This is a genomic window from Bradyrhizobium sp. STM 3557, from assembly GCF_045571465.1.
In the GTDB taxonomy this organism is placed as follows: domain Bacteria; phylum Pseudomonadota; class Alphaproteobacteria; order Rhizobiales; family Xanthobacteraceae; genus Bradyrhizobium.
The window spans coordinates 4,972,726-4,994,787 of the sequence record NZ_CP120697.1; the positions used below are offsets into that span (position 1 = coordinate 4,972,726).

At 60.5% G+C, this 22,062-nt stretch carries 19 protein-coding genes and 1 pseudogene; 9 read left to right on the top strand and 11 right to left on the bottom strand.

The features are described from left to right. Positions 1 to 16: 16 nt before the first annotated feature. The gene (locus P6U24_RS22810) at positions 17 to 1,375 is read right to left on the bottom strand and encodes an ABC transporter substrate-binding protein (protein WP_407154745.1); all 1,359 of its coding nucleotides are present in this window, start codon (positions 1,373 to 1,375) and stop codon (positions 17 to 19) included. Between the two features lie 804 nt (positions 1,376 to 2,179). Between P6U24_RS22810 and P6U24_RS22815 the strand changes: the two genes are divergently transcribed. The 3 genes from P6U24_RS22815 (at position 2,180) to P6U24_RS22825 (ending at position 2,979) form a co-directional block, all read left to right on the top strand. Beyond that, positions 2,180 to 2,308 (top strand): hypothetical protein, encoded by a 129-nt coding sequence (locus P6U24_RS22815; protein WP_407154746.1) that lies wholly within the window; start codon positions 2,180 to 2,182, stop codon positions 2,306 to 2,308. A 78-nt stretch (positions 2,309 to 2,386) separates the two neighbouring features. Further along, positions 2,387 to 2,521, top strand: a complete 135-nt coding sequence (locus tag P6U24_RS22820; RefSeq protein WP_407154747.1) for a hypothetical protein — start codon at positions 2,387 to 2,389, stop codon at positions 2,519 to 2,521. Positions 2,522 to 2,874: 353 nt separating this feature from the next. Continuing rightward, entirely contained in the window at positions 2,875 to 2,979 is a 105-nt protein-coding gene (locus tag P6U24_RS22825) for a hypothetical protein (protein WP_407154748.1), read from the top strand. A 261-nt stretch (positions 2,980 to 3,240) separates the two neighbouring features. Here P6U24_RS22825 and P6U24_RS22830 read toward each other — a convergent pair whose 3' ends face one another. Next, positions 3,241 to 3,372 carry a hypothetical protein gene (locus P6U24_RS22830; RefSeq protein WP_407154749.1) on the bottom strand — a complete coding sequence of 44 codons (132 nt, stop codon included), beginning with the start codon at positions 3,370 to 3,372 and terminating at the stop codon, positions 3,241 to 3,243. Positions 3,373 to 3,485: 113 nt separating this feature from the next. Between P6U24_RS22830 and P6U24_RS22835 the strand changes: the two are divergent. The 4 genes and pseudogenes from P6U24_RS22835 to P6U24_RS22850 all read left to right on the top strand — a co-directional run. Beyond that, positions 3,486 to 4,356: pseudogene (locus tag P6U24_RS22835) on the top strand (N-acetylmuramic acid 6-phosphate etherase); the annotation flags it as partial. Between the two features lie 917 nt (positions 4,357 to 5,273). Then, complete coding sequence (locus P6U24_RS22840; protein WP_407154750.1) at positions 5,274 to 6,302, top strand: ABC transporter substrate-binding protein; 1,029 nt, start codon at positions 5,274 to 5,276, stop codon at positions 6,300 to 6,302. Between the two features lie 214 nt (positions 6,303 to 6,516). Beyond that, a complete protein-coding gene (locus tag P6U24_RS22845; protein ID WP_407154751.1) occupies positions 6,517 to 7,200 on the top strand; it encodes a GntR family transcriptional regulator in 684 nt (227 codons plus the stop codon). A gap of 174 nt (positions 7,201 to 7,374) precedes the next feature. Beyond that, complete coding sequence (locus P6U24_RS22850; protein ID WP_407154752.1) at positions 7,375 to 8,160, top strand: class I SAM-dependent methyltransferase; 786 nt, start codon at positions 7,375 to 7,377, stop codon at positions 8,158 to 8,160. Positions 8,161 to 8,250: 90 nt separating this feature from the next. Here the strand turns inward: P6U24_RS22850 and P6U24_RS22855 are convergent, their stop codons facing one another. Then, positions 8,251 to 8,727, bottom strand: coding sequence for a hypothetical protein (locus P6U24_RS22855; protein ID WP_407154753.1), 477 nt, complete (start codon positions 8,725 to 8,727; stop codon positions 8,251 to 8,253). Positions 8,728 to 9,628: 901 nt separating this feature from the next. Then, positions 9,629 to 10,387, bottom strand: a complete 759-nt coding sequence (locus tag P6U24_RS22860; protein WP_407154754.1) for a LuxR family transcriptional regulator — start codon at positions 10,385 to 10,387, stop codon at positions 9,629 to 9,631. Between the two features lie 442 nt (positions 10,388 to 10,829). On the opposite strand from P6U24_RS22860, the gene P6U24_RS22865 reads away from it, so the two are divergent. Continuing rightward, on the top strand, positions 10,830 to 11,540 hold the full coding sequence (locus tag P6U24_RS22865; RefSeq protein ID WP_407154755.1) for an acyl-homoserine-lactone synthase: 711 nt from the start codon (positions 10,830 to 10,832) through the stop codon (positions 11,538 to 11,540). Positions 11,541 to 11,796: 256 nt separating this feature from the next. Here P6U24_RS22865 and P6U24_RS22870 read toward each other — a convergent pair whose 3' ends face one another. Genes P6U24_RS22870 through P6U24_RS22890 form a run of 5 tightly spaced genes read right to left on the bottom strand, consistent with a single transcriptional unit; the run spans position 11,797 to position 18,368 of the window. Beyond that, a complete protein-coding gene (locus P6U24_RS22870; RefSeq protein WP_407154756.1) occupies positions 11,797 to 13,557 on the bottom strand; it encodes a thiamine pyrophosphate-binding protein in 1,761 nt (586 codons plus the stop codon). Beyond that, entirely contained in the window at positions 13,554 to 14,417 is an 864-nt protein-coding gene (locus P6U24_RS22875) for a hypothetical protein (protein WP_407154757.1), read from the bottom strand. Before P6U24_RS22875 ends, P6U24_RS22870 begins: the two co-directional genes overlap by 4 nt. 2 nt (positions 14,418 to 14,419) lie before the next feature. Beyond that, entirely contained in the window at positions 14,420 to 15,433 is a 1,014-nt protein-coding gene (locus P6U24_RS22880) for a cyclase family protein (RefSeq protein WP_407154758.1), read from the bottom strand. A gap of 35 nt (positions 15,434 to 15,468) precedes the next feature. Beyond that, positions 15,469 to 17,343, bottom strand: coding sequence for a TRAP transporter large permease subunit (locus P6U24_RS22885; RefSeq protein ID WP_407160557.1), 1,875 nt, complete (start codon positions 17,341 to 17,343; stop codon positions 15,469 to 15,471). A 5-nt stretch (positions 17,344 to 17,348) separates the two neighbouring features. After that, positions 17,349 to 18,368 (bottom strand): TRAP transporter substrate-binding protein, encoded by a 1,020-nt coding sequence (locus tag P6U24_RS22890; protein ID WP_407154759.1) that lies wholly within the window; start codon positions 18,366 to 18,368, stop codon positions 17,349 to 17,351. A 357-nt stretch (positions 18,369 to 18,725) separates the two neighbouring features. On the opposite strand from P6U24_RS22890, the gene P6U24_RS22895 reads away from it, so the two are divergent. Beyond that, the gene (locus P6U24_RS22895; protein WP_407154760.1) at positions 18,726 to 19,613 is read left to right on the top strand and encodes an IclR family transcriptional regulator; all 888 of its coding nucleotides are present in this window, start codon (positions 18,726 to 18,728) and stop codon (positions 19,611 to 19,613) included. A gap of 374 nt (positions 19,614 to 19,987) precedes the next feature. Here P6U24_RS22895 and P6U24_RS22900 read toward each other — a convergent pair whose 3' ends face one another. Beyond that, positions 19,988 to 20,872 carry an SDR family NAD(P)-dependent oxidoreductase gene (locus P6U24_RS22900; protein ID WP_407154761.1) on the bottom strand — a complete coding sequence of 295 codons (885 nt, stop codon included), beginning with the start codon at positions 20,870 to 20,872 and terminating at the stop codon, positions 19,988 to 19,990. A 113-nt stretch (positions 20,873 to 20,985) separates the two neighbouring features. Then, complete coding sequence (locus tag P6U24_RS22905; RefSeq protein ID WP_407154762.1) at positions 20,986 to 22,014, bottom strand: cyclase family protein; 1,029 nt, start codon at positions 22,012 to 22,014, stop codon at positions 20,986 to 20,988. Positions 22,015 to 22,062: the final 48 nt, after the last annotated feature.

Consider the following 22,062-nt stretch of genomic DNA (forward strand, 5'->3'; position numbering starts at 1 on the left):
GCGCGGCAACCCGCGTCTACTGCGAGGCGACCTGCTTGCCCTGCTCCTTGAAGACCTTAGTCCAGTCCTTGACCAGGAGATCGAGCGCCTGCTGCGCCGTGCCCTTGTCTGCGACGACGTAGTCATGCACGCGCTTCTGCATGTCGAGCAGCAGCTGCGCGTAGGACGGCTCGGCCCAGAAGTCCTTGACGATGCCCATCGACTCCAGGAATTGCGGCGCGAACGCTGCGCTCTTCGGGAAGTCGGGCGCGTCGACCACGGCCTTCAGCGCCGAGTAGCCGCCGAGCTGCCACCACTTCTGCTGCACGGCAGGCTGAGCGAACCATTTGATGTAGGTGAGCGCGTCGTCCTTGCGGTCGGAGGTCGCCACCACCGAAATGCCCTGTCCGCCAAGCTGGGTGAAGTGCCCGTTCGGCCCTGCCGGATTGACGAAGAAGCCGATCTTGTCACCGCCGACGTTCGGATCCTTGTAGAGACCGGGGAAGAAGGCGAACCAGTTCATCTGCATCGCGACCTGGCCCGACTTGAAGGCATCGAGCCCTTCCTGCATGTAGGCGTTGGTCATGCCGGGCGCCGTGCAGCACTTGTAGAGCTCCTTGTACAACTCGAGCCCCTTGACCGCCTGGGACGAGTTGACGACGCCCTGCATCTGGTACGGCTTCTGGGGATTGTCGTAGCTGAAGCCGTAATTGTAGAGCACGTTGGTCACGCCCATGGTAATGCCTTCCGAGCCGCGCTCGGTAAAGATGTAGGCGCCGTAGACCTTCTTGCCGTCGATCTCGCGGCCCTGGAAGAACTGTGCGATCTCCTTCAGCTCGTCATAGGTCTTAGGCGGCGCCAGCTCCCGGCCGTACTTGGCCTTGAACGCCGATTGAATGTCAGGTCGCGAGAACCAGTCCTTGCGATAGGTCCACCCCACCGCGTCGGCCATCGCCGGCAACGCCCAATAGTTCGACGTGTTCTTCGGCCACTGCGAATATCCCACCACCGTGGCCGGGACGAAGTCGTCCATCGAGATCTTCTCTTTGGCGAAGAAATCGTTGAGCTTGACGTACCATTTGTTCTCGGCCGCGCCGCCGATCCACTGGCTGTCGCCGATGATGAGGTCGCACAGCTTACCGTGAGAGTTGAGCTCGTTGAGGAAGCGATCGGCATAGCTCGTCCAGGGGACGAACTCGTATTTCATCTCGATGCCGGATTGCTTGGTGAAGTCCTTGCCGAGTTCGACCAGCGCATTGGCCGGATCCCATGCCGCCCAGCACAGTGTGAGCTGCTTGCTCTGGGCCGCAGCTTCGCCTCCGCCAAATGCGCCCAGCAGGGCCGCCCCGAGAACCGTGGTGGCCGCTGAACTTCTCAACCAATTGAATGTCCGCATTTCCGTTTCCTCTCTCGTTGAAGCAACCAACCCGCTCGGCGCTTCTGCCGGAACGACGCCAAGACTCTGAAGCCGAGTTTGAGGAGCGATGACTGAAGGGCGAGACGGACCGCTTCCGGAGACGGCTCCGGATTGCTTGGGGTCCTCCTTCACATCGGTCCGATGCGTGATGTTTAGTTTTTTACGGGACTAAACGTATTACTAAATTTTTAAAACCGTCAAGCCAGTTTCTTGCAACCTTGACGAAAATATTGCGACGCTCGCAGGCGCAACCGAAATGTTCGCATTTGCAGCAAAACGCACGGTACTTTTCAGGGAATGCGTGCCCATCTGGTCCGGCGCAAGCAATTTGCGCGCATCTGGATCATAGAACAGCCAGCCGATTATCCGTAGCAGGCATGTTTAGTAATAGCGCTTTAGTAAACGTTCAACAGAACGATTGGAGCCGAGAAGCCTGATCGTAGGTCAAAGTATGCCGTTGCCGTGCCACGGACCGTTTCGCACACCACGGACGACTTCACTCAAACCTAACGAACGCGATCGAACTCAAATGAAGACGCAGCGGAATCGACCCCTCGGGATTCTGCCAGGTCGTAAGTCGGACTGCCGAACTCGTTAACTCCGACGAGCCGAGCGACGGCTCATAGTCTGTGCGTGTGGGCGAACAGCAGATGGAGAGCGACGATTCTAATCTGCCATACGAGAACGCGGTCAAAATCCGCTATTAGCGCAGTGAGGAATGCGGGACGTCGGCGTTTGACACAGCGTACGAAGCGGGGTCGCCTCGCTCGGAGGAGTCTGCGTATGAGCCGCGTCCAGGCCGACGTGATGCCCGACCAGCCGGAGCGTCGCTGTCTCTATGCGGACCTCAGCCAGCGCGGGCAGCTGCGCTATTACGTGCAGCTCCGAACGGTTGCCCAAGATCAGGATTAGAGGTGAGTTCGGGACGGAGGCGTTCAATAACGCCGTCGATGTGGCCATCGCTGCTACGCCGAGCGCAGCGAGGCGCAGATGATGGCCATGCTCGGCTGGAGCGACCCCAAATGCCGGCCGTCTACCCAGGCCAAGCGCGATATGCTGGGCGCCAGCGGCATGGAGAAGTTGGTGTCGTTCGACGCGAGCCAAAACGAGAACACGGTGATTTAATACCGTCGCGCACCCAGAACGCAACAGTAGCGCCGATCAGTCATTTTCACAAAAAAGCTAATGATTTCAAGCCAGAACGTGGCTGAATGGTGCGCTCGGAGGGCGGAGAAAATAACAGCAGCTGCAATGATTTAGCTACATTGCCTACAGATCTAGGTGCATTTCCCCGCTTAAGGGTGCTCTTGGGAGCGCCCCTGGAAAACGACGCCGGCAAGCTGTTCTAGTGGTCATCCCAACCTTGGTGTAGCCGGGTGGAGCAAAGCCGACCGAATGCCTGATGGACAGCGCCAAAAACCGACGTGGTGCGAAATCCGTGGGGCCCTCGTCACGGTCGCCGAAGTGAGGTCCAGGCTGTGGTCCGCTACAAGGTGAGCGAGAAACTGCCCGTGTTCTACGACCCGCACGATCCGGAGCAGGCAATCCTTGGAACCTTCCTCGAAATGCCTCGGCGAGGGTGATGCATTCGATCCGTCCGCTGAGAGATACTGCCCGATCCTGGCTTGCGGATGTCTGCACCATCAAAGATGCGCTGCGCAGCCGACGCTCGGTCTTTCCACCGCTCTCACCATTGGGAAGGAAAGATACCACGCATCTCGGCATTGGCGAGGGCGGAACCCGTTGCCGCGTCCGGATCGACGACGAAAACAGCAGGGTGCTCGGTGCAGCGAGTTCGGGACCTGCCACCACTCGGATTGGCTTTGAGCAAGCCTGGTGTTCCATCATAGAGCACCGAAGCAGCAGCCTCGCAGGCCGGACTGACGCATGAGGATTTCGCGCGGATGCACGCCGGAGTTGGCCTTGCGGGTCTGGGTTGCCGCGGCGCGGAAGCGGCGCTCGAGCAGATCGCGCATCCCTTCGCGACCGTCATACTCATCAGCGACGGCCTCACGGCGGCTCGTGTCGCCGGAAAGAGAAACTGACCACTCCAAAGGTCCGCGTTTAGGGAGCGCATGGAATCAAGCAAATGGCCACCGAAGATGTCGATCCTCGCTTTGCCGACCTTGATGCATGGCCGCTGACGTCAGCGATCGAAGCCATTGTGGGAGGGCCAGCTTGCAGCCGTTGCGGCGATCGGCCGTGCCCTTCCCGTGATCAGCGCAGCGACCGAAGCAGCCACCGCGGCCGCGATCGCGGACGCATCGTCAATGTCGGCGCCGGCACCTCGGCGCGCGTGGCGGTCCAGATGGCGCCGAGCTGGCGCCGACCTTCGCCTGGCCCAACGAGCGCGTCCGCTTTATCGTCGCCGGTGGCAACAGCGCGTTCGTCACCAGCATCGAGGGCGCTGAGGATGATGTCGATGATGCGCTCGCGCAGATCAATGCCGTGCGGCTCACGCCAAACGACGTGGTGATCGCCGTTGCCCCCAGCGGGACAACGCCGTTCACAGTGGCGGCGCTGCAGCATGCCCGTGCTTTCAGTGCCGTCACGATAGGTGTCGCCAACAATCCGCGCACTGCACTGCTGACATCGGCAAAGTCTCCGATCCTGATCGAGACCGGGCGCGAGCTGATTGCCGGCTCGACGCGGATGAAGGCGGGCACAGCGCAGAAGGTCGTGCTCAACCTGATCTCCTCAGCAATCATGTTGCGCCTTGGCCGGGTGTATCGCGGCATGATGGTGAACATGCAGCCGACGAACGCCAAGCTGAAACGGCGGGCCGAGGCCATGGTGGCGCAACTCGCGCGCTGCGATCTGCCGCTCGCGGCACGCTCTCTCGAGGGGCCAAGGGAGACATCAAGGCCGCAGTCCTGCTGGGGTTGGGCGTTGACTGGGCGGATGCCGAGGCCGCTCTGAAAGAGTGTGACGGCACCCTCTGGAGCGTGTTTGCCGAGCTCGCGGCGGATCGGCGCAATGATCATGACCAGCATGTTCAGTCGCCAGCGGAGCGCACGCAAAACGCGACGATCAAGCCGTCCACATCCGCGATGGCGAGCGACATTGGGGAAAGCGCGGCCGCCGCGCACGAGCATTGGGGACGTTCAACTTCCTCGTCGCTACTTCCTGTCGTCCCTCCATGTCTTGCCAAACAGCAGCGTAGCAGTCGATGTCTGCCCGGAGTGCGCCAGGCTTTGAGATCTGGCGCACATATTCTCGGACGCCTTCGGCCGCTCACGACCGTGAATCCCCTGCTCCACCAACCACTCGACTGGACAGCGCCACAGGATCGGGTCCTGCAACTTCGAGCTCAACGGTTTTGCCGAGCGTCCGCTGCAGGATTGTCCTCCCGCTGATCAGCTCGTTCACGTCGGTCATCTACAACCGCAGCGTCTGCTTGCGGCGAAAAGATCGCGGCACCACCGCATCTCCACCGCGCCGGGCCAGCCACTGTCGAGTCTACAAACCGAGGTCGCGAGCCGTGGAAAGGCCAATCCGTTCTGCTATGCTACTTATACGTGCATTCACGATCGCACTCCGGGATCGTCAGCTGGTGCAGCGCTCGAGCTGCGATTCCTCCAAAAAGGCAATTGGAGACTCCGGGGGGCGCACTTTTGCCATACGCGGTCCCCTGGCGCAGCCCGGCCTCGCTCCACGGGCGCAAGCGATCAGGCAGATGGTTCGGTAAGCCTCCATCAATGAATGCGGCAACGGATGCGGCCGAGCTCTGCGAGCTATTCAGGAATGCAACCTCAACGAGCTTTTCTCTTGTCCGGATCGCTGAACGGTAATATGGTCCCCTCAGGTGAGCTGGCGCTCTCGCGGGTCAGCTTGGCTCGTCCGGATCGCCTCCTGCTGCGCAAATGAGATCTGACCCTTGTTGCATCGACGCAACCTTCTCGCTCTTCCAATCTGCTTGATGTGCGGACCAGCTTGGGCGGTCAGCTCCGGGCCGGAAATCTCGTCAGTCAAAGTCACCGTTGGTGGGCAAGCCTTCTTGCAGTATGCGCCGCTAACGATTGCCGACAGACTGGGTTATTTTAGTGACAGTGGGCTTAAAGTCGAAATTGTCGATCTGCCCGGTGGCTCGAAGGCACTTGAGGCGCTTATAGCGGGAAGCGCTGATCTTACGGCGGGGGCCTTCGATCATACGATACAGATGCAAGCACGAGGGCAGCGGATTACTGGCATCGTCCTGTTCGGGCGCCACCCTACCTTCGCCCTGGCGCTGCGCAACGACAAGGCTTCAGCTTACCGGGGGTCAAGTGATCTCAAGGGCATGAAGATCGGTGTGACAGCGCTCGGCTCCCAGACACAGTTCATGGTTGAATTTCTCGCTCTCGAAGCCGGCCTTGCGCCATCAGAGATATCGTTTGTCAGTGTCGGCGGAGGACCCGGCGCAGTCGCGGCAATTCGAAGCGGCACGGTCGATGGCGTGGTAACTGGCGAGCCCGCCCTGACGACCCTCACGTCGGCCGGCGATGCCAAAGTTGTCGCTGACACAAGGACGAATGAAGGCACGACCCGCATCTATGGAGGCCTTTATCCGTCTGGCACAATCTACGGGCGCTCCAGCTTCATCGAAGAAAACCCGAGAACAGTTCAAGCTTTCACCCAGGCGATGGTGCGCGCACTCATCTGGATTAACGACGCCGCGGCCGAGGAGATTGCCAGGATCTTGCCGGCAGAATGGGTCAAACCGGATCTTGACCGCTTTCTCGCATCGATTCGTGGAACGAGAGACATGTTCTCGCCAGATGGTAGGTTTAGCCTTGCCGAAGCAAAGGTTGCGCTTCACGTCCTCTCGACGGTCGACCCGCGTCTGCGGAGCGCCACGATTGATCTTCCCGCCACGTTCACTAACACGTTCGTTGACAAGGCAAACTCAGCAATCCGACAAAAATGAAACGTCCGATTGCGCGGCGAGCCTGAGCACGGCTGACTCGAGATAGACTGTGGCACGCCGCCCTCCTCCCCCCTCGGACGCCCCGCGTTCGACCGCGAGCAAACGGGGGCGCAGATCGGCTGCGAGTGAAGGATCACGACAAACGGCGGCGCCGCCGCCCGTACGTGCCAGGAAACGCCGTAACATTCCGCTCCACCACCAGGTCTTCCTGGTCTTGCAGGACGATATTGCAGAACGGCGCTACGCCCCTGGTGAGACGCTCCCTTCCGAGGAGGAGCTTGCCAAGCTGTTCGGCGTCTCGCGCGTAACGGTCAGAGCTGCCATGGAGACACTTGGGGCGCTCGGCCTGATCGAACGGCGCCAAGGAGCTGGGACCTTTGTACGAGAGCTCTCCAGACCCGAGCCTCTCACCGTGCCGATCATGGATCTCGCTGCCCGCAATAGCGAGATCGTGCGTACCACCCAAGCTCACGTCGTCAAGTATGAATTTACGCGCGCCCCCCGGCACGTCCGCAGCCATTTCGAAGCCGCCGACGACGATCTGTTTCAACGAACGGTGAGAATTCGATACATGCAAAATCGGCCCATCATGCAGGTCACGACCTACGTTCCCGAAGCCATTGGGCGCCAATTTGGACCAAGCGAGCTGGAGGGAGCATCGCTCTACGCCATCTTGCAGCGTTTCGGCATCTCGTTTGCCTTCGGCGAACAGGTGGTATCGGCCGCGGCCGCCGATCCTATCGTTGCCGAACGGCTCAATGTTGCCATTGGCGCCCCGCTCCTGAAGGTGACACGCCTGCACTTCGATATGCAGCAACGCCCTATCCAGCATTTTGAACTTTTGGCACCGCCGGCGACCTATGAATTACGAATGCCGCTCAAGGACTTTGGGCGCTAAACTCGTGCGCTCCGTTGCAGTGGCGGCGGAACGGCGCCGCCGAGACGATGTGCGGCCACCGGCGGAGCCTTCAACTTTGCCCGGCTTTCCTATCGCTTCGCACGCCCTATAGAACTCTTGCAAGGCTACAGAAGCACCATAGACGCCGGCGAGCAGATCGTGCATCGAGAAGACATGCCAGAAAAACCTGCGCGCTCATTCCCTCGGTTCAAATCGACTGTGCCTCATTATCTGGCTGGCCGGCCGAACTATGCTCCCGCGCTCATTCGGATCGTAGCCCAGCAGCTGCAGCTTGCGGAAAACGACCGACTTCTCGATCTTGGCTGCGGACCTGGCTGGCTCGGAATCGCATTTGCCCCGCTCGTGGGAAACGTTCTCGGAATGGATCCTGAGCCGGCCATGCTGGAGGCCGCCCGTGCAGCTGCTGCTGCAGCCAATGTGCGCATCGAGCTCGTCCAACGAAGTTCTTACGAGCTTGGTCCCGACCTCGGCACATTCGATGTCGTCACGATAGGCCGAGCCTTTCACTGGATGGATCGCGCCGACACCCTGCGCAGGCTTGACGGGCTGATCAAACCGGATGGTGCCGTCGTCCTCTTCAACGACGTTCGTCCGGAGGTCCCAGAAAACAGCTGGTACAAGCACTACAGCGAACTCGTCGACAGCTACGCAGACAGCCGCAATTCCATTCCACTGCAGCACCTGCGGCATGAGGCGGTGTTGCTCAATTCATCGTTCGATCAGCTGATGCGAATTGGTGTGATCGAACGACGCGTCGTTCCGGTCCCGCGGCTCGTCGATCGAGCGCTGTCGATGTCGACCTCGTCACCCGAGCAGCTCGGCTCCTTATCGGGCCGGCTCGCGCATGAGATTCTGACGCAGATGCCGCAATTCGCCACAAACGGTCATGTGGTGGAGATTATGGAGTCACAAGCCTTGATCGCCCGGCGCAGCTCCTGACGCGATTGACTACGAGAACGCAGCAGCCAACTTTCGCGCCGCTCGCGCAGCATGGCGCTCAACTGTCTCTGTCCGGAGCAGGACAAGCCTTCATGCTGACCGATTGCCGCCGCTTGGTAGCAAGCCCACGCCTGCGACATTGCAGGTCGCTTCGATGAGAAGGCGGACTGCGCGCGCATGCCAGTCGAGCCGTTCGGGGGATTCCGTCCAATAATTGGACAGCACATGCGCTGCATGTCGAGCCTTGACGCCGAGGCCGTCGATCGTAGTCGCTGGTATCGCCATGATGGCTCGCTCGATAGGATCAAGCGATGCCAGGATCGCCTCCACACGCTCAAGCGAGACCCTCTCGAGCGCCTCACCTTGATGGCCTTCAATTGACGCAACAGCAGAGGAAAGCGCTTCGTCCCGCATTTGCAGCGTTGCAAGCTCCGCCGAGAGCGCGTCGAATTGACGACCGAGCGCCAGCAGTACCTCGTCAGGCCCTTCTTCGCCGGCGCCTTTGGTGAGGATCAATTTCGACTGCTCGACTGTCAGCTCCGGCCGAGCCACGTCATCGAGAGACATTGTCGATCTCCGCTGGTCATTTGCGGCAATATCCAGAATCATTCTCGGCGGCCCATCGCAAAGTGCTGCAGCGCTTCTATGATCCGGCTCGTGTCCCGTACCTTCGTTAGTCCGCGAAAGATATGACTAAGTCGTATCAACATCAATACAAGATGTGTTTCAGTCCCGCGATTCTCGCAGGTTGCAGATCAGCACGCGAGTCGCCTCGGGAGCGTAAGGCCATTATCTCGCGTTCTAGAGCAAAGCGTCTTATCTGACATCGAACGCCCGGTGCCGTATTCAGAGTATTGACGTCGATCGGACTGCCGATCCTAGGCGTAGCAGTATTGCACACCGATCCATGCCGCCCGAGATCGGATCCGACGAACCTGGTGCATGCGATTTGCCTTGTCCCCTCGGCCATCTGACCAATAGCAGATTGCTCCGATCGGCGAGCGCAATGCGCAGGAGTGGCCGTGCACCTGTCAAATACAAGAGCCGCATGGCTCCAGCGACCCTACTCCGAAGCACTTCCCTTCGGAAGTGGGCGCGTCGTCAGATCTTCTCTCAGGGCTTATTACACCATCCCCGTTGCCATCGACCAGCTACCGATTTTGATAGTGCATGCGCGACACTGGACGTGGCGCCTGCGAAGACGAAATGCGGTTGCGGGTCAGCGTCAGCGTGCCTCCCCCGGGAATGCGGCGGCAATCATGCGAGCATCGGTACGATTTCTGAGCATCCACGATCTCCGATCCTCGCATTGATAGGGATCGAAACTGGTGCGGGCAGCTACCGGGAAGGCCTGGAGCTGGCGAGGTCAGCCGCCAGGAGTCAGGTCCGATGGTTTGAATGGAATTTCTGGATAGTGGATGCCGTACTTAAGATGAGCCACTCAAGGCTGACGGTCGGCGGCCTCTGGCTATGTCGGCATTGAAGTGTCCAGACGCCCGGGGAGATCGATCAGATTGAGGCGGATCGCTTTGACGACGGCAACGGTCCGGCTAGTCGTGCCGAGTTTCCGCCCCGCTTTCTTGACGTGGAAATTGACCGTGTTTTCGCTGATGTTCAAAATCAACCCGATATCCGACGCGGTTTTTCCTTCCGCTGTCCATCGTAGGCAATCACGCTCACGATCGGACAATTCGATCCTCTTCCTTTTCGGTTCCGCTGGCTCGGCAATCGCAGCAAAGGCGATGTGGAATTGCCATGCCAGGACGTTGAGGCGGCTGATATGTCGACAGGGATCTACGTCATCAAACAGGGACGCAAAGGACAACACCGATATCCGCCCCGACGGCCCGAACAAGGGCACACTGACACCGTGTTTCAGACCCGCCTCCCTGCTCTCCTCCATGACCAAGCGCTCATTGGGATGAAGCTGTTTGCGCTCGAGGAGATGATCCCAGATAAACGGCTTGGAAAGCATCGGCGTCCGCCGAACCACAGGATCGCGCTCGTAGTATTTGCGCTCGAAGTAGTGCTTGCGCCAATCCGAGGGAAAGTTGATGGCAATTGCCGGCATCGGATGCCCGGGGAGACGGACTGGCTCGTTGTAGTTCAAAGCTCCGTATGCGACTTGGCTGAAGCCTTCTTGGCTTGAGCAATCGACGAGAAGTTCGAACAGCGCGGGAAGCGATTGCAATCGATTTGAACAATCGATGAAGCTGAACAGGTCCATTTCTACCTCGGTCGCACGTGTTCTGCGCAATGCCAAGCCGGCAGGCTTTGAATTTCCAAATTCGACCCGGCAGAGCGGTCGATCGGGACCAGCTAGCCAACCTTAGGTAGAGCGTAGCATTTCGTACGTTTGCGTGCAATCGGCGATCGCTAGGCTGGCCACGCGCATGGAAGGCAGGTTCATTCAAGCGAGGCTGCGCGATCAGTTCGGAACCCCCGACGGCTAACGCCGCTAGGCTGAATTGGTGCTCTCCGGATCAGCCACGACTGCCGGCGAGCCAGCACGGCGATCCTGCTCAAGATGCAGCAGACTTAGCAAGCGCAGACAGCTTGGCGCCTCGAATGGCAGCTCGGTCCTACCCGAATCGGTAGCTCGTCACGCTGTCCTTCGGCGAGCTAGTCTCGCCGAGGATTGATGACGCATCGTGATTGGACCCAGCCCCATGCGTACGATAGCCCTCACGTGGGAGACGGCTCATCAATATGGAGAGGCCTGGATCTCACACCACCGGCTTCGCTACCGCATGTTCGTGGAGAGGCAGAGATGGAACGTCCCCAGCTACCGGCAGCTGGAATATGATCAATTTGATACGCCGGCCGCAACTTACATTCTGGTCGTCGACGATCACAATCGAACGCTTGGGACCACGCGCCTGATACCGACGACGCGTCCCTATATGGTGGAGACGTTGTGGCCGGATCTCATCGATATCGCGCTGCCTCACCTGCCAGCGATTTGGGAGGCCTCGCGCTTCGGTTGCGATCGTGATCTCGATGCTGTGAACCGCCGACAGGTCGTCGCCCAGCTGATCCAGGGTTGCCAGGAGTTTGGCGTCCTGAACGGCATCGAGCGCTACCTCGGCGTGATGCCGGCTTGGATTTTCAAGCACGTGATCGGCTCCCATGGCTGCCCTGTCACCATTCTTCGATCGCGAGCCATGCTCGGCGGCGATAGAGTTGAGGCAGCCTATATCGACGTATCGCCATCGGTGCTCGATGCTGTGCGCCAGCACACCGGCTTGAACAACGCCCTGACTGACCCGAATCCGTCTCCGCCGCCCTTCCGTGCCGCCTCGCGGCCGCCGGAAGGTTTACAGAAACGGAATGGGCGGACGGGTGCGATCCGGCAGCCCACACAGGCCGTTCGGAAATAGCCGGAGCGTTTTTCGGGGAAATGCATCGGCCATGTCACCACAAGCAGGTGAGGTTTGCAGCCACGAAGCTTCATTCCATTGGGCGATCCCGAGGCATGAATGTTTCGTTCATTTAGATCCTCTGTCCCCGCGATTGGGCCGGCCTGGGTTAAGCCAGCCGGCCGCGGTCGTCGCGACCGACAACCGCCTGGCTTGTAGTCGAACCGCTCGCATTTCCGGTTTGCGCAGCCTCGGCACACTGCCGGTCTGATCTGTTTCAGACCGGCCTGTCACCCTTGCTCACGGTCAGAGTCCGGTTGTCGGCAGCCGGCAGCATTCTAGCTGGATCGCGTGTGACCACGATGTCAAGCACCGTCGGTGAGCTCGTGTTGGCCAGCGCCTGCCGCAGGGCGGTTTGCAGCTCGTCCGGGTCGGTGACACGGATCCCCTGACATCCCATCGCGCGCGCGATCGCAGCGTAATCGAACTCGATCAGATCGGAAGATTGATAGTTTCCCGGGCCGTACACGGCATGCTGGAGCGCTTTCACGTATCCGGATGCGGCATTGTTGAAGACGCATGTCACAAAATTTGCGCCAAGGCGCCTTGCCGTCTCGAGCTCGCCCATTGACATGTTGAATCCGCCATCACCGGTCAGGGCGACCACCCGCCGCTTGGGGCCGGCACCGAGTTGTGCACCGAGACCGCCGGGAACGCCGTACCCTATCGAGGCAAACCCGCGGTCCGCAACAAAACCTCGACCTGCGCGCTTGGTATCGAACAACAGTCCGCCCCAATGCGCTGCAAAACCACCGTCTGCCACGAGAATTGCATCTTCGGGCATGACAGCATTAAGCTCCCCCATGATGCGCCCGATATTGATCGGCACCTCACGAGACTGCAGGCGGTCCGCCGCCGATTGCCGCCACGAACTCATGCGGCGCGGAATTTCGGCAACGTACTCGGACCTGTCGACCAGGTTGTCTGTGTTCTCCTCCAGAGCGACCGAGAGATCTTGCAAGGCGAGCCGAGCGTCTCCTACAAGCGCGATCGAGGCGGGCGTGGTGCGTCCAATCTCTTCCGGCAAAATATCAATGTGGATCACAGCCTTACCCGGTCCAACCAATTGAAACCGTCGCGTTGCTACCTCACCCAGCTTGCATCCGACGACGACCAGACAATCCGAGGCTTCAATGAGCTCGTTCGCTATGCGCGAATAACGTCCAAACAGGCCCGCTGAAAGAGGATGTGTACAGGCGATCGCCCCCTTTCCCGACATCGTATGAGCCACCGGAATGCTTTGCCGCTCCGCAAGCGCGAGGAGGGCATCGTAAGCATCGGAGAGATGAACGCCGCCGCCAGCCAGGATCAGCGGGCGCGCGGCCGTAGCGATTTGGTCCGCCGCGCGAAGCACGTCCTTGGCATCGGGACGGAAGCGACGGGCTTGTGCTTTCACCGTATGGTGGTCCGCCCAGAAGTCGGCTGCATCAAAGGCGATTTCTGCATGAGTGATGTCCTCGGGCAGGTCCAGCAGAACCGGTCCAGGCCGGCCTGAGGTTGCGACTGCAAAGGCGCGACGCACCAGTTCCGGGATTCGCTTGGGAACTTCGACGCGAATGAGCTCCTTCACGACAGGACGCAAGATCTCCAGTTGTCGGGCTTCCTGGGTCATATTCTTCCAGGAGTGCTCTCGGTTGGTATTGCCCGTGATGGCAATGAGAGGAATTCCCGCATTGAAGGCTTCGGCCAATCCGGTCACGAGGTTGGTCGCGCCCGGCCCCAGCGTGGCGTCGACGACCGCGGGCCGATTGGTGACTCGGGCATACGCATCCGCTGCAAAGGCACCGCTCCGCTCGTCATTAATGAGCGCATGGTTCAGCTCCAGGACACGGCACGCTTCGTAGAATGGCAGGAGCTGAAAGCCTCCCATGCCGAACAGAGCGTCGACGTCGTAGAGCTTGAGCATTTCCCCCAGCGCACGGCCGCCGGTCATTGTCCGCTGTGTGTTAAATTGTGCGGGATCGATCGTCTGGTTCACTTTTCGCTCCTTTTGCCCTGAATCCATGCCTCCGCCAGGCGTGCGACAAAGGTCTTGGTAGAGATGCCTCGCTCGCCGCCGAGCGCGATTGCGCTGTCATTGAGATGCGTAATGAAGCCTTCCTGATAAGTTGATCGCCCGTCACCGATGCGGGCGCTCCAGGCGCTTACGGTTGCAGCCGGGATCCTCAAGTCTTCGAGCGCACCAAGGCGTGAAATCCCCGCTCCGTCCGCGCCCACATCCGCATCGTTATAGACGACAGCGAAGACCCGGTTCTTGATGGCGCGGTCGCTTCGGCCGCCGAGCAGTCCGCCATGGGAGCCGGTTAAGACGATCGATTGCGAGTCAGTCTCTGCAACAAGCGAATTGGAATCAATTGCCACGACGGGTACAGGGAGGCACTCCTCGATCGCGAAGCGAACCTGGTGTTCAGGCCGATCGAACTCGCACCGGTCCGAAGGATCGCCGGAATGCCAAGGAGTTTTCGCGCTCGGCGGCTCCATGGCCTGCATCATCGCGACGGCGACTGAGGCCGGCATGCCGGCCCTGATCCCGATACGTCGAGCAGCCTCATTCACAACGGAGAGAATGCCACGTGACATGCAATCCGCCCCGTCGCCGATGCGCGCCGAAGCATGACCGATAGCGGCAGCCGGGACCTGATTGGCGTCAAGAAATGAAACGCCGGCAACACCGGCCCGTTCGCGCCCGATGCCAGCATCACAGAAAATCGCACCTTTCACTGCAGCCGCGAGAGCGCAGTTGGCCGAATAGAGCCCGCCATGAGATGCTGCGATGACTGTTTGGCCACCGCAGTCCCTTGGCAATTGCGTAATGCTGTCTACAACGATACTTCGCATCGTCACACCGTCGCGATGGGTGTCACCGGCGAGCCGACCGCTCCGGGCAATCGAAGCGGCGGTGCGGTCAATAGAAACCGCGTTCGACGATGCTGCCGGAGCCACTGATTGAGATCGCCGAGGAACCAGAGCTCGCCGAGCGGGACACCAAGCTTGAAAAGGCAGTGGTGGTGGAGAGGAACGAAGGAGCGCTCTCCTTTGGTTACGGTCCTGGCGGGAATCTGTTCCACAGCATAATTGTCCGCCGCAATGGCTGCGACGCCGCTATCCGTGATCCACTGCAAGAGCCTCTCGTCCGCTCCGTCGAGCACCGCGCAAGAGGCGTGCAGCCGATCTGCCTCGGGCTGCCGTTTCATCTCCAGCAAGAGCTCGGCAAAACCCGTGTGCAGACAGAGAATATCTCCCGGCTCGATAGTAATGGAATGTCTATCGATCACCTGTATGAGCGCGTCATAGCCGACGAGCGTTCGCTTCTGCCCGAACGCTTCTTCGAGATCGATCATGACTCCGCGGCCCTGGATACAGCGCTCCGCCATATGCGCGATGCCGAGAGCAGTCGTTGCCAACTGCATTCGTGGACAAGGATCGCCGGAATCCACGGTGCCGCGGAAGCCGTTGTAATAGACCGCCTCCGGAATGCCGTCGCCATCGGCATCAAAGAAGGCACCGACATGTGCCAGGCTGTCCCACTGCGTCGAATATTGGGTGTAGAGCAGGACGGCATCGTCGCAGCCGCAATCGAAGAAGTGAGGCCCCTCCCTCCTGAAACTGTAATTCAAGAACTCTTGCCCGTTACGTCGCGTCGGCATCAGCTTCGGTGGCAGCCGATGCGGCGCCAGCACCTGGCCGCCGGGATAGTCCAATGGCAGGCTGAGGCAGAAGGTCAAACCTTCTCTCGCCTCGGCGAGGCCTTGGCGGACCTTCTGCGGGGTAAGCAGATTGAGGCGCCCCAACCGGTCGTCCTCTCCGAACTCTCCCCAGTTAGAACCTTCGGGTCGATTGATCCAGCGCCGCATGAGATCTTCCGTTGCCTTCCAACTGGGGGGCGCGCTCAAATGAAACCGATCGACAGCCAGGGCACCGCCGCAACCAGCACGATGCCAGCCAATAGCGCGAGCAGATAACCCCAGATCGGTCCCATGCCTTCGTCGGGTCTTACGCGCCCAATCGCGCATGCCGCGTAGTAGCCGACGCCAAATGGTGGAGCGAACAGGCCAAGCCCCATGGAGAGGATTGCCACCATCGCGTATTGGACCTCATGAATGCCAAGCTCGCGCGCAATGGGAAACAGCAGCGGCCCAAACAGCACGATGGCCGGGATCCCCTCGAGCACGGTGCCGAGTACTATGAACACGAGGACGGAAACGGCCATGAAGGTGCCGGCTCCGCCCGGCAGACCTGCCATGGACTTCGCCAGCATCTGCGAAAAGCCGGATTGGGTCAGTGCCCACCCCATTGCGGTTGCGGTACCGATGATGAACAGGATGGAGCCTGAAAGAACCGCGGTGTCGACCAATCTGGGCAGCAGCAATCGCCATGGAAACTTGCGATAGACGAGCAGCCCGATCAGCATCGCGTAGACCACACCGATCGTCGACACCTCGGTTGCGGTTGCAATGCCTTCCATGACTGCGGCGCGGATGACGAAGGGGAGCGCCAGCGCTGGCAGACCGGCGACAAGGGCGCGGCCGATCTCTTGTCGACTGGCACGCCGCACACCGGAGAGATCTTCGTTCCGGTAGCGATACATCACCACGGCGCACAACATGATCGCTAGCACCAGAGCCGGCAGCAAGCCGCCTGTGAACAAGGCGGCAATCGAGACGCCGCTGACCGAGCCGAGTGTGATGAGCACGAGGCTCGGCGGCACAGTTTCGGTCTGGGCCCCGGTGGCGGCCAGAAGCGCCACGAGGTCGCCCGCTCTCGCGCCGCGCTCACGCATCTCGGGGAACAGCACAGGGGCGACAGCGGCCATATCGGCGGCTTTTGCACCCGAGATGCCGGACACCAGATACATCGCGCCGATCAGGACATAGGAGAGCCCTCCCCTGACGTGTCCGAGCAGACTCGCCAGGAACTGCACCATGGCGCGTGCCATCCCTGTCATCTCGATCAGCATGCCAAGGAAGATGAACAAGGGCACCGACAGCAGAATGAGATGCCCCATCCCCTCGTTGATGCGGCCGACCACCACCAACATCGGAGCGTGAGTTGCAACAGAGACGTATGCGAAGGTGGCAAGGCCGAACGCGAACGCAATCGGAACCCCTGCGAATACCATCGCAACGACGAATCCGACAAAGAAGATGAGAAGATTGAGGTAGCCGAGGCCGGCAAAGAAAGGTGCAAGGCTGCCGATCACCACAATCGCCAGCATCACGGTCAGAACGGCGACCGCGGCTCGCCGCAGATCTGCCGCTTGCAAGAGCCGCATCGCGCCGAACAGAGCCATCAGCCCTACTCCGGTCGGCAGCGCGGCGGCGCGCCAGGAGCTTGGAATTTCAAGCGCCGGTGTCAGCATGAGATGCTGCTCATAGACCAGATCGACCGATGCCGGCAGAATCAGAACAAGGAATGCGACAGAGAGCGAGGTGCAGATCGTCTCCAAATGGTCCCTCGCCGCCGGTACCAGCCTGTCCGTGATCGCCGTCATGCGCATGTGCTCGCCGCGGCGAAAAGCCAAGGCTGAGCCAAGCAGGGCAAGCCAGGCGAACAGGATTGAGGCGACCTCGTCCGACCACAGAAGTGGGGTGCGGAACGCGTAGCGCGCGACAATGCCTACGAACAGGATCACGATCTCGATGGCGACCAAAGTCGCCGTGACCAGTTCAACAACGCGGCCCAGTACCTGTTCGATATCGCGGGACCACGCTACGATGCCAGTGTTGCTTGGCTTGCGCGATCCGATGTCGATCGCATGCTCCATGTGGATCATGAGAGCTTCCTTCCGGTGCTGGTTTCAAGCAACGTCCAGGCCTCTTCACCGAAGCGGCGTTTCCACTCGTCGTAGAATCCTTTGACGCGCAAGGTCTGCTGGAAGGGTTCAGGCTGTGTCTCGTTGAAGATGAGGCCGCGGCCCGCAAGCGTATCCTTTAGCTGCAGATTGAGCCGCTCGACCTCGGCGCGCTGCTCCAGTGCTTGCTCATTCAGGACTTGAACGAGGATGTTGCGGATGTCCTCTGGCAGTCCCGCCAGCGTGCGCTTGTTCGCAAGAAGCCAAAAGCCGTCCCACATATGGTTGGACAGCGAACAATATTTCTGTACTTCGTAGAGCTTGGCACTCTCGATGCTCACCAGGGGCGTCTCCTGGCCATCCACCACCTTGGTCTGAAGAGAGGTGTAGACTTCTCCCCAATTGATGCTGGTCGGTGCGGCTCCGAGGGCCTTGAACATCGACGTCCAGAGCGGGCTGACGGGGACGCGAATCTTGAAGCCCTCGAGGTCGGCAGGAGTCCGGATTGGCTTGGCGCTCGAGGTGATCTGCCGGTAACCACCGTTCCAGATGCGATCGAGAGTTATTACGTCGAATTTGTCGATCGCGGAGCGGACGTGCCCGCCAAGCGCCCCGTCCATCGCTTTCCAGACATCCGCGTAGTCGGGAAACGCGAAGCCGATTCCGTTGATGGCTGCGACAGGAACGAGGGACGACAGCACCAGACCAGAGATCGTGTATAAGTCAATCGCACCAGCTCGCAGCTGCGTCAGCATGTCCATCTCCGAACCGAGCTGACTGTTCGGAAAGATCAGGATCTCGACGCGACCGTCAGTTCGCGCGCGTATCTTCTCCGCAGCCGCCGCAATGTTGCGCGTGAGCGGGTGATCGGCACTGACATCGCCCGCGTATTTCAGTGAGTACTGTGCTGCGCTGGCCGAGCGCACTCCTATGAAAGGGCAGGCAATTGTTCCGAGGCCCGCTGCAGCGAGAAAACCTCGGCGGTTAAGCTTGTACATGGCGTCCTCTCCCGATCCGAAGGCATAGAGCCGACTGTTTTTTAATCTGAAGCTTTAGGACTTGAGCCTGGTCCGCCGTAGCGCGGACAACTGCGCGCTGACCCAGGAGGACGCGCAGCGTGGGTACCGCATCGGCGCGCTCGTGCACGGCGCAACCCGACCGCATGGCTCGGGATGAGAGCTGCCATCGCCACCAAACCTCCCCTTTTTGGCTTCCTCGCGACCGTTCCATCTAGCGGAACGTTTGTTTCTGTTATATGAAACAACTACAGGGCCGCTGCGTCGTTGTCAAACAGGACTCCGGCATCGGCCGATTGGTGATATCGGAGCGAAAGGTTGCCGAGCGGAATGGGCAGGATGGAACAGATCAACGTAGCCGAAGAGACTGAGAAGTCGGCGGAGGGCGCCGCAGTCAAAACCATCGATCGGGCGGCTCGGCTGCTGACAGCGCTTGCGCGCGACGGTGATCAAGGCACGATGTTGAGCGACCTTGCGCGCCGTACCGGATTGGGCAAGGGCACCGTCCACCGTCTGCTCGGGGCGTTGAGCGATGTTGGCTATGTGACCCAGGATGCTGCATCACGTCGCTATCGTCTCGGGGTCGGCCTCGAGCTGTTGTCGGGAACGGCGCGCCATGGGCGCGTTGCGGCGCTCGCGAGCCCGCTTCTGGAACGAATAGCGAGCATCACGGCCGACACGGCTTTCGCCTCCGTGCAGGATGGACTGGCCGCTGTTTGCGTCGGACGAGAAGTAGGCTCCTTCCCCATTCGCACGCTCTCACTTGATGTCGGAAATCGACGCCCGCTCGGGGTGGGCTCAGGCAGCCTCGCCCTGCTTGCTTTCCTTCCCGATGCCGATATCGACAGAATCATAGCGGGCAACCAGCGCTGGCTTGCCGAGTACCCAGGCTTTGGGCCCGGCGAATTATCGGCGATGATCGCGGAGACCCGCCGCTACGGATTTTCGTTCAACGACGGGCGGGTCGTTCAGGGCATGAACGCCGTCGGCGTCCCCGTCCTTGATATGAAAAAACGGCCCATCGCCGCGCTCAGCGTCGCGGCTATCGCAGAACGCCTGCGTGGAGATCGCATTGCCGAGGTTGCAGCCCTCCTCCAGCAGGAGGCCGCCGAATTGGCAGCGCTGCTTCGTGCCGGCACGATGGAGGCGGGCCAACGAACTGAAACGCCTGCAGCCGCATCGGTGCAAGACCGCGCGGGCGTACGCCAAGCGAGACGAAAGGTCTGATCCAGAATTCAATGTCGCTTCTCAAGACCGACCGCATGATACCGGGACGCGCCACGGCGCGCTGCCGGGCAATCGTGCGTCGAGAGACCAATGGCGCTGCAAGTCTTTGTGCGACCTGCGCTCATCGGACGGATCTGACCAATCGGGCTGCCGGTATGCTTCGCTCCAGGTTGCAAAGAAGTCTGCTTTGTCCTGCGCTCGCCATGTCGCTGCGGAACGGGCAAGGTTCACTCGTCCTGGAGCTCAGCCAATTGGCGTAAGCACCTGGCTAATCGCTTGTTGACCACGACAGCCGCGAGCACAAAGGTGCCTTCTCTTTCGATGCGCGAAGAGGCCGCAGGATAAGCGATGCGAGCGGTCATTAACCCCGAAGGTCAGCGGCCAACGCAGCTCTTGCCCCCATCAACCGGAAGGCAGACGCCGGTAATGTAGGCAGCATCATCGGAAGCAAGGAAGAGTGCTGCGCGGGCGACATCCCACGCGTCGCCCATACGGCCCATCGGGCTTGCGGCGTGACGCGCCTTCATCATGGCCTCAGTATCCTCGTAGCGACCTACGATCTGCGTACGAATAAGAGGCGTGTCTATGACTCCGGGCAAAATTGCGTTGGCGCGAACACCGCGAGCCGCATACTGCACTGCCATGGCCCGGGTGAACTGATTCAATCCCGCCTTGGCCGCATAATAGGAGATGTACGGGTAGCTATTGACCTGAATGGACGCGAGCGATGACACATTGACGATCGCGCCGCGCCCCTGTGCGAGCATGGTGGGCAGCACGTGCTTGCACGTGAGAAACGCGCTCGTAAGGTTGGTATCGATGACCTGACGCCAGCTCTCCTCGCTGGCTGCGATCACGTCCCCCATGGACGTGATGCCCACATTGTTGTGCAGGATGTCGATGGCGCCGAATGCATCGATCACCTGCCGGACAACGCTTGCCACCGCATCGGCTGATGTCACGTCCGCTGCGAGAGCGAGGCTTCGCCCGCCCTCCTCGCGAATGAGGTCGTGGGTCTCTCTTGCCGCCGCGAGGTGAAGGTCGACCGCAGCAACAGTGGCCCCCTCACGGGCATAAAGCACAGCCGCCGCTTTTCCATTTCCCCAACCAGGGCCGGACGAGCCGGCACCGAAGACGAGCGCGACCTTGCCCTGGACCCGCCCCCGAGAAGAAGTTGCACCGAGCTCGCGTGAAACCGTCGCATCGGACCGAGGCTGAACCCCCATCGGCTCCTCCCAAACCAGCAAGCGTACCATCATGCGGAACACTTGTTTCCGTTATGCGAAAGAATTGCAGAACGGCAAGGAGGCTGTCAAGCGCGCCCCTTAAAACTCCTGGTCGGGTGCCGCCGTCGTTCTGACCGTGCGAGTTGTCACACCGTTGCGACTGGGGTCACCGGCGAGCCAACCGCCCCGGGCAGGCGCAGAGGGGGCGCTGTGAGCAGAAAGCGCTGGCGCCGGTGCTGTTTGAGCCAGGCATTCAGCTCGGCGAAGTGCCACATCTCCCCGAGATGGACGCCGAGCTTGAACAAGCAATGCCCATGGAGCGGGACGAACGACCGCGCCCCTGTCACTTTCCGCGATGGAATAGCTTCAACCGCATAGTTGTCGGCGGCAATTGCCACGACCCCGCTATCGGTGATCCACTGAAGGAGACGTTCGTCCGTCCCGTCGAGCGCAGCGCACGCATTGTGCAAAATCTCGGCATCGGGTTGTCGCTGCATCTCGAGTAACATGGCCGAAAAGCCGGTGTGGAGGCACAATATGTCCCCGTGCTCAAACACCACGCCATCCGTATCCATGACCCGCATCAGGTCGTCATATCCAACGTGCCTGCGCGATCTGCCGAAATGGTGCTCCAGATCGACCATGACTCCCCGCCCCTGCACCCCGGTGGCAGCCATGTTCTCGATGCCGATCGCCATTGGCTGACCATCTGTGCGCTCTGACGGCGCCCGTACCTCGATTCCTGCGCGATATCCGTTGTAGTAGACCAATTCTGCCACGCCGTCGCCGTCGGCATCAAACATCTGCCCGATATGAGCGAGGCTGTCCCACTGAGTCGAATATTGCGTACAGAGGAGAACGGCATCGTCGCAGCCAGCGTCACGACAGTCGTGGCCCTCGCGGCTGAACGGATAGTTGAAGAAGCTCTGGCCGTGCCGTTCCGTGGGACGGAGCTGCGGCGGGAATCGGTGCGGCGCAAGGGCGCTTCCGCCCGGGAAATCAAGCGGAAGGCTGAGGCAGAACACGCGGCCCGTCTGGACCTCGGCAACCGCTTGCCGAACTTTTTCTGGCGTGAGGAGATTGAGCCGGCCAATCTGGTCATCCTCGCCGAAGTCTCCCCAATTCGAGCCTTGCGGCCGGTTGATCCATCGTCGTGTCGCGGACTGCTGTGTCATCCTGTTATCCATGGTCGGCGGTCCTTTCGACGCCTTCACTGCACAAAT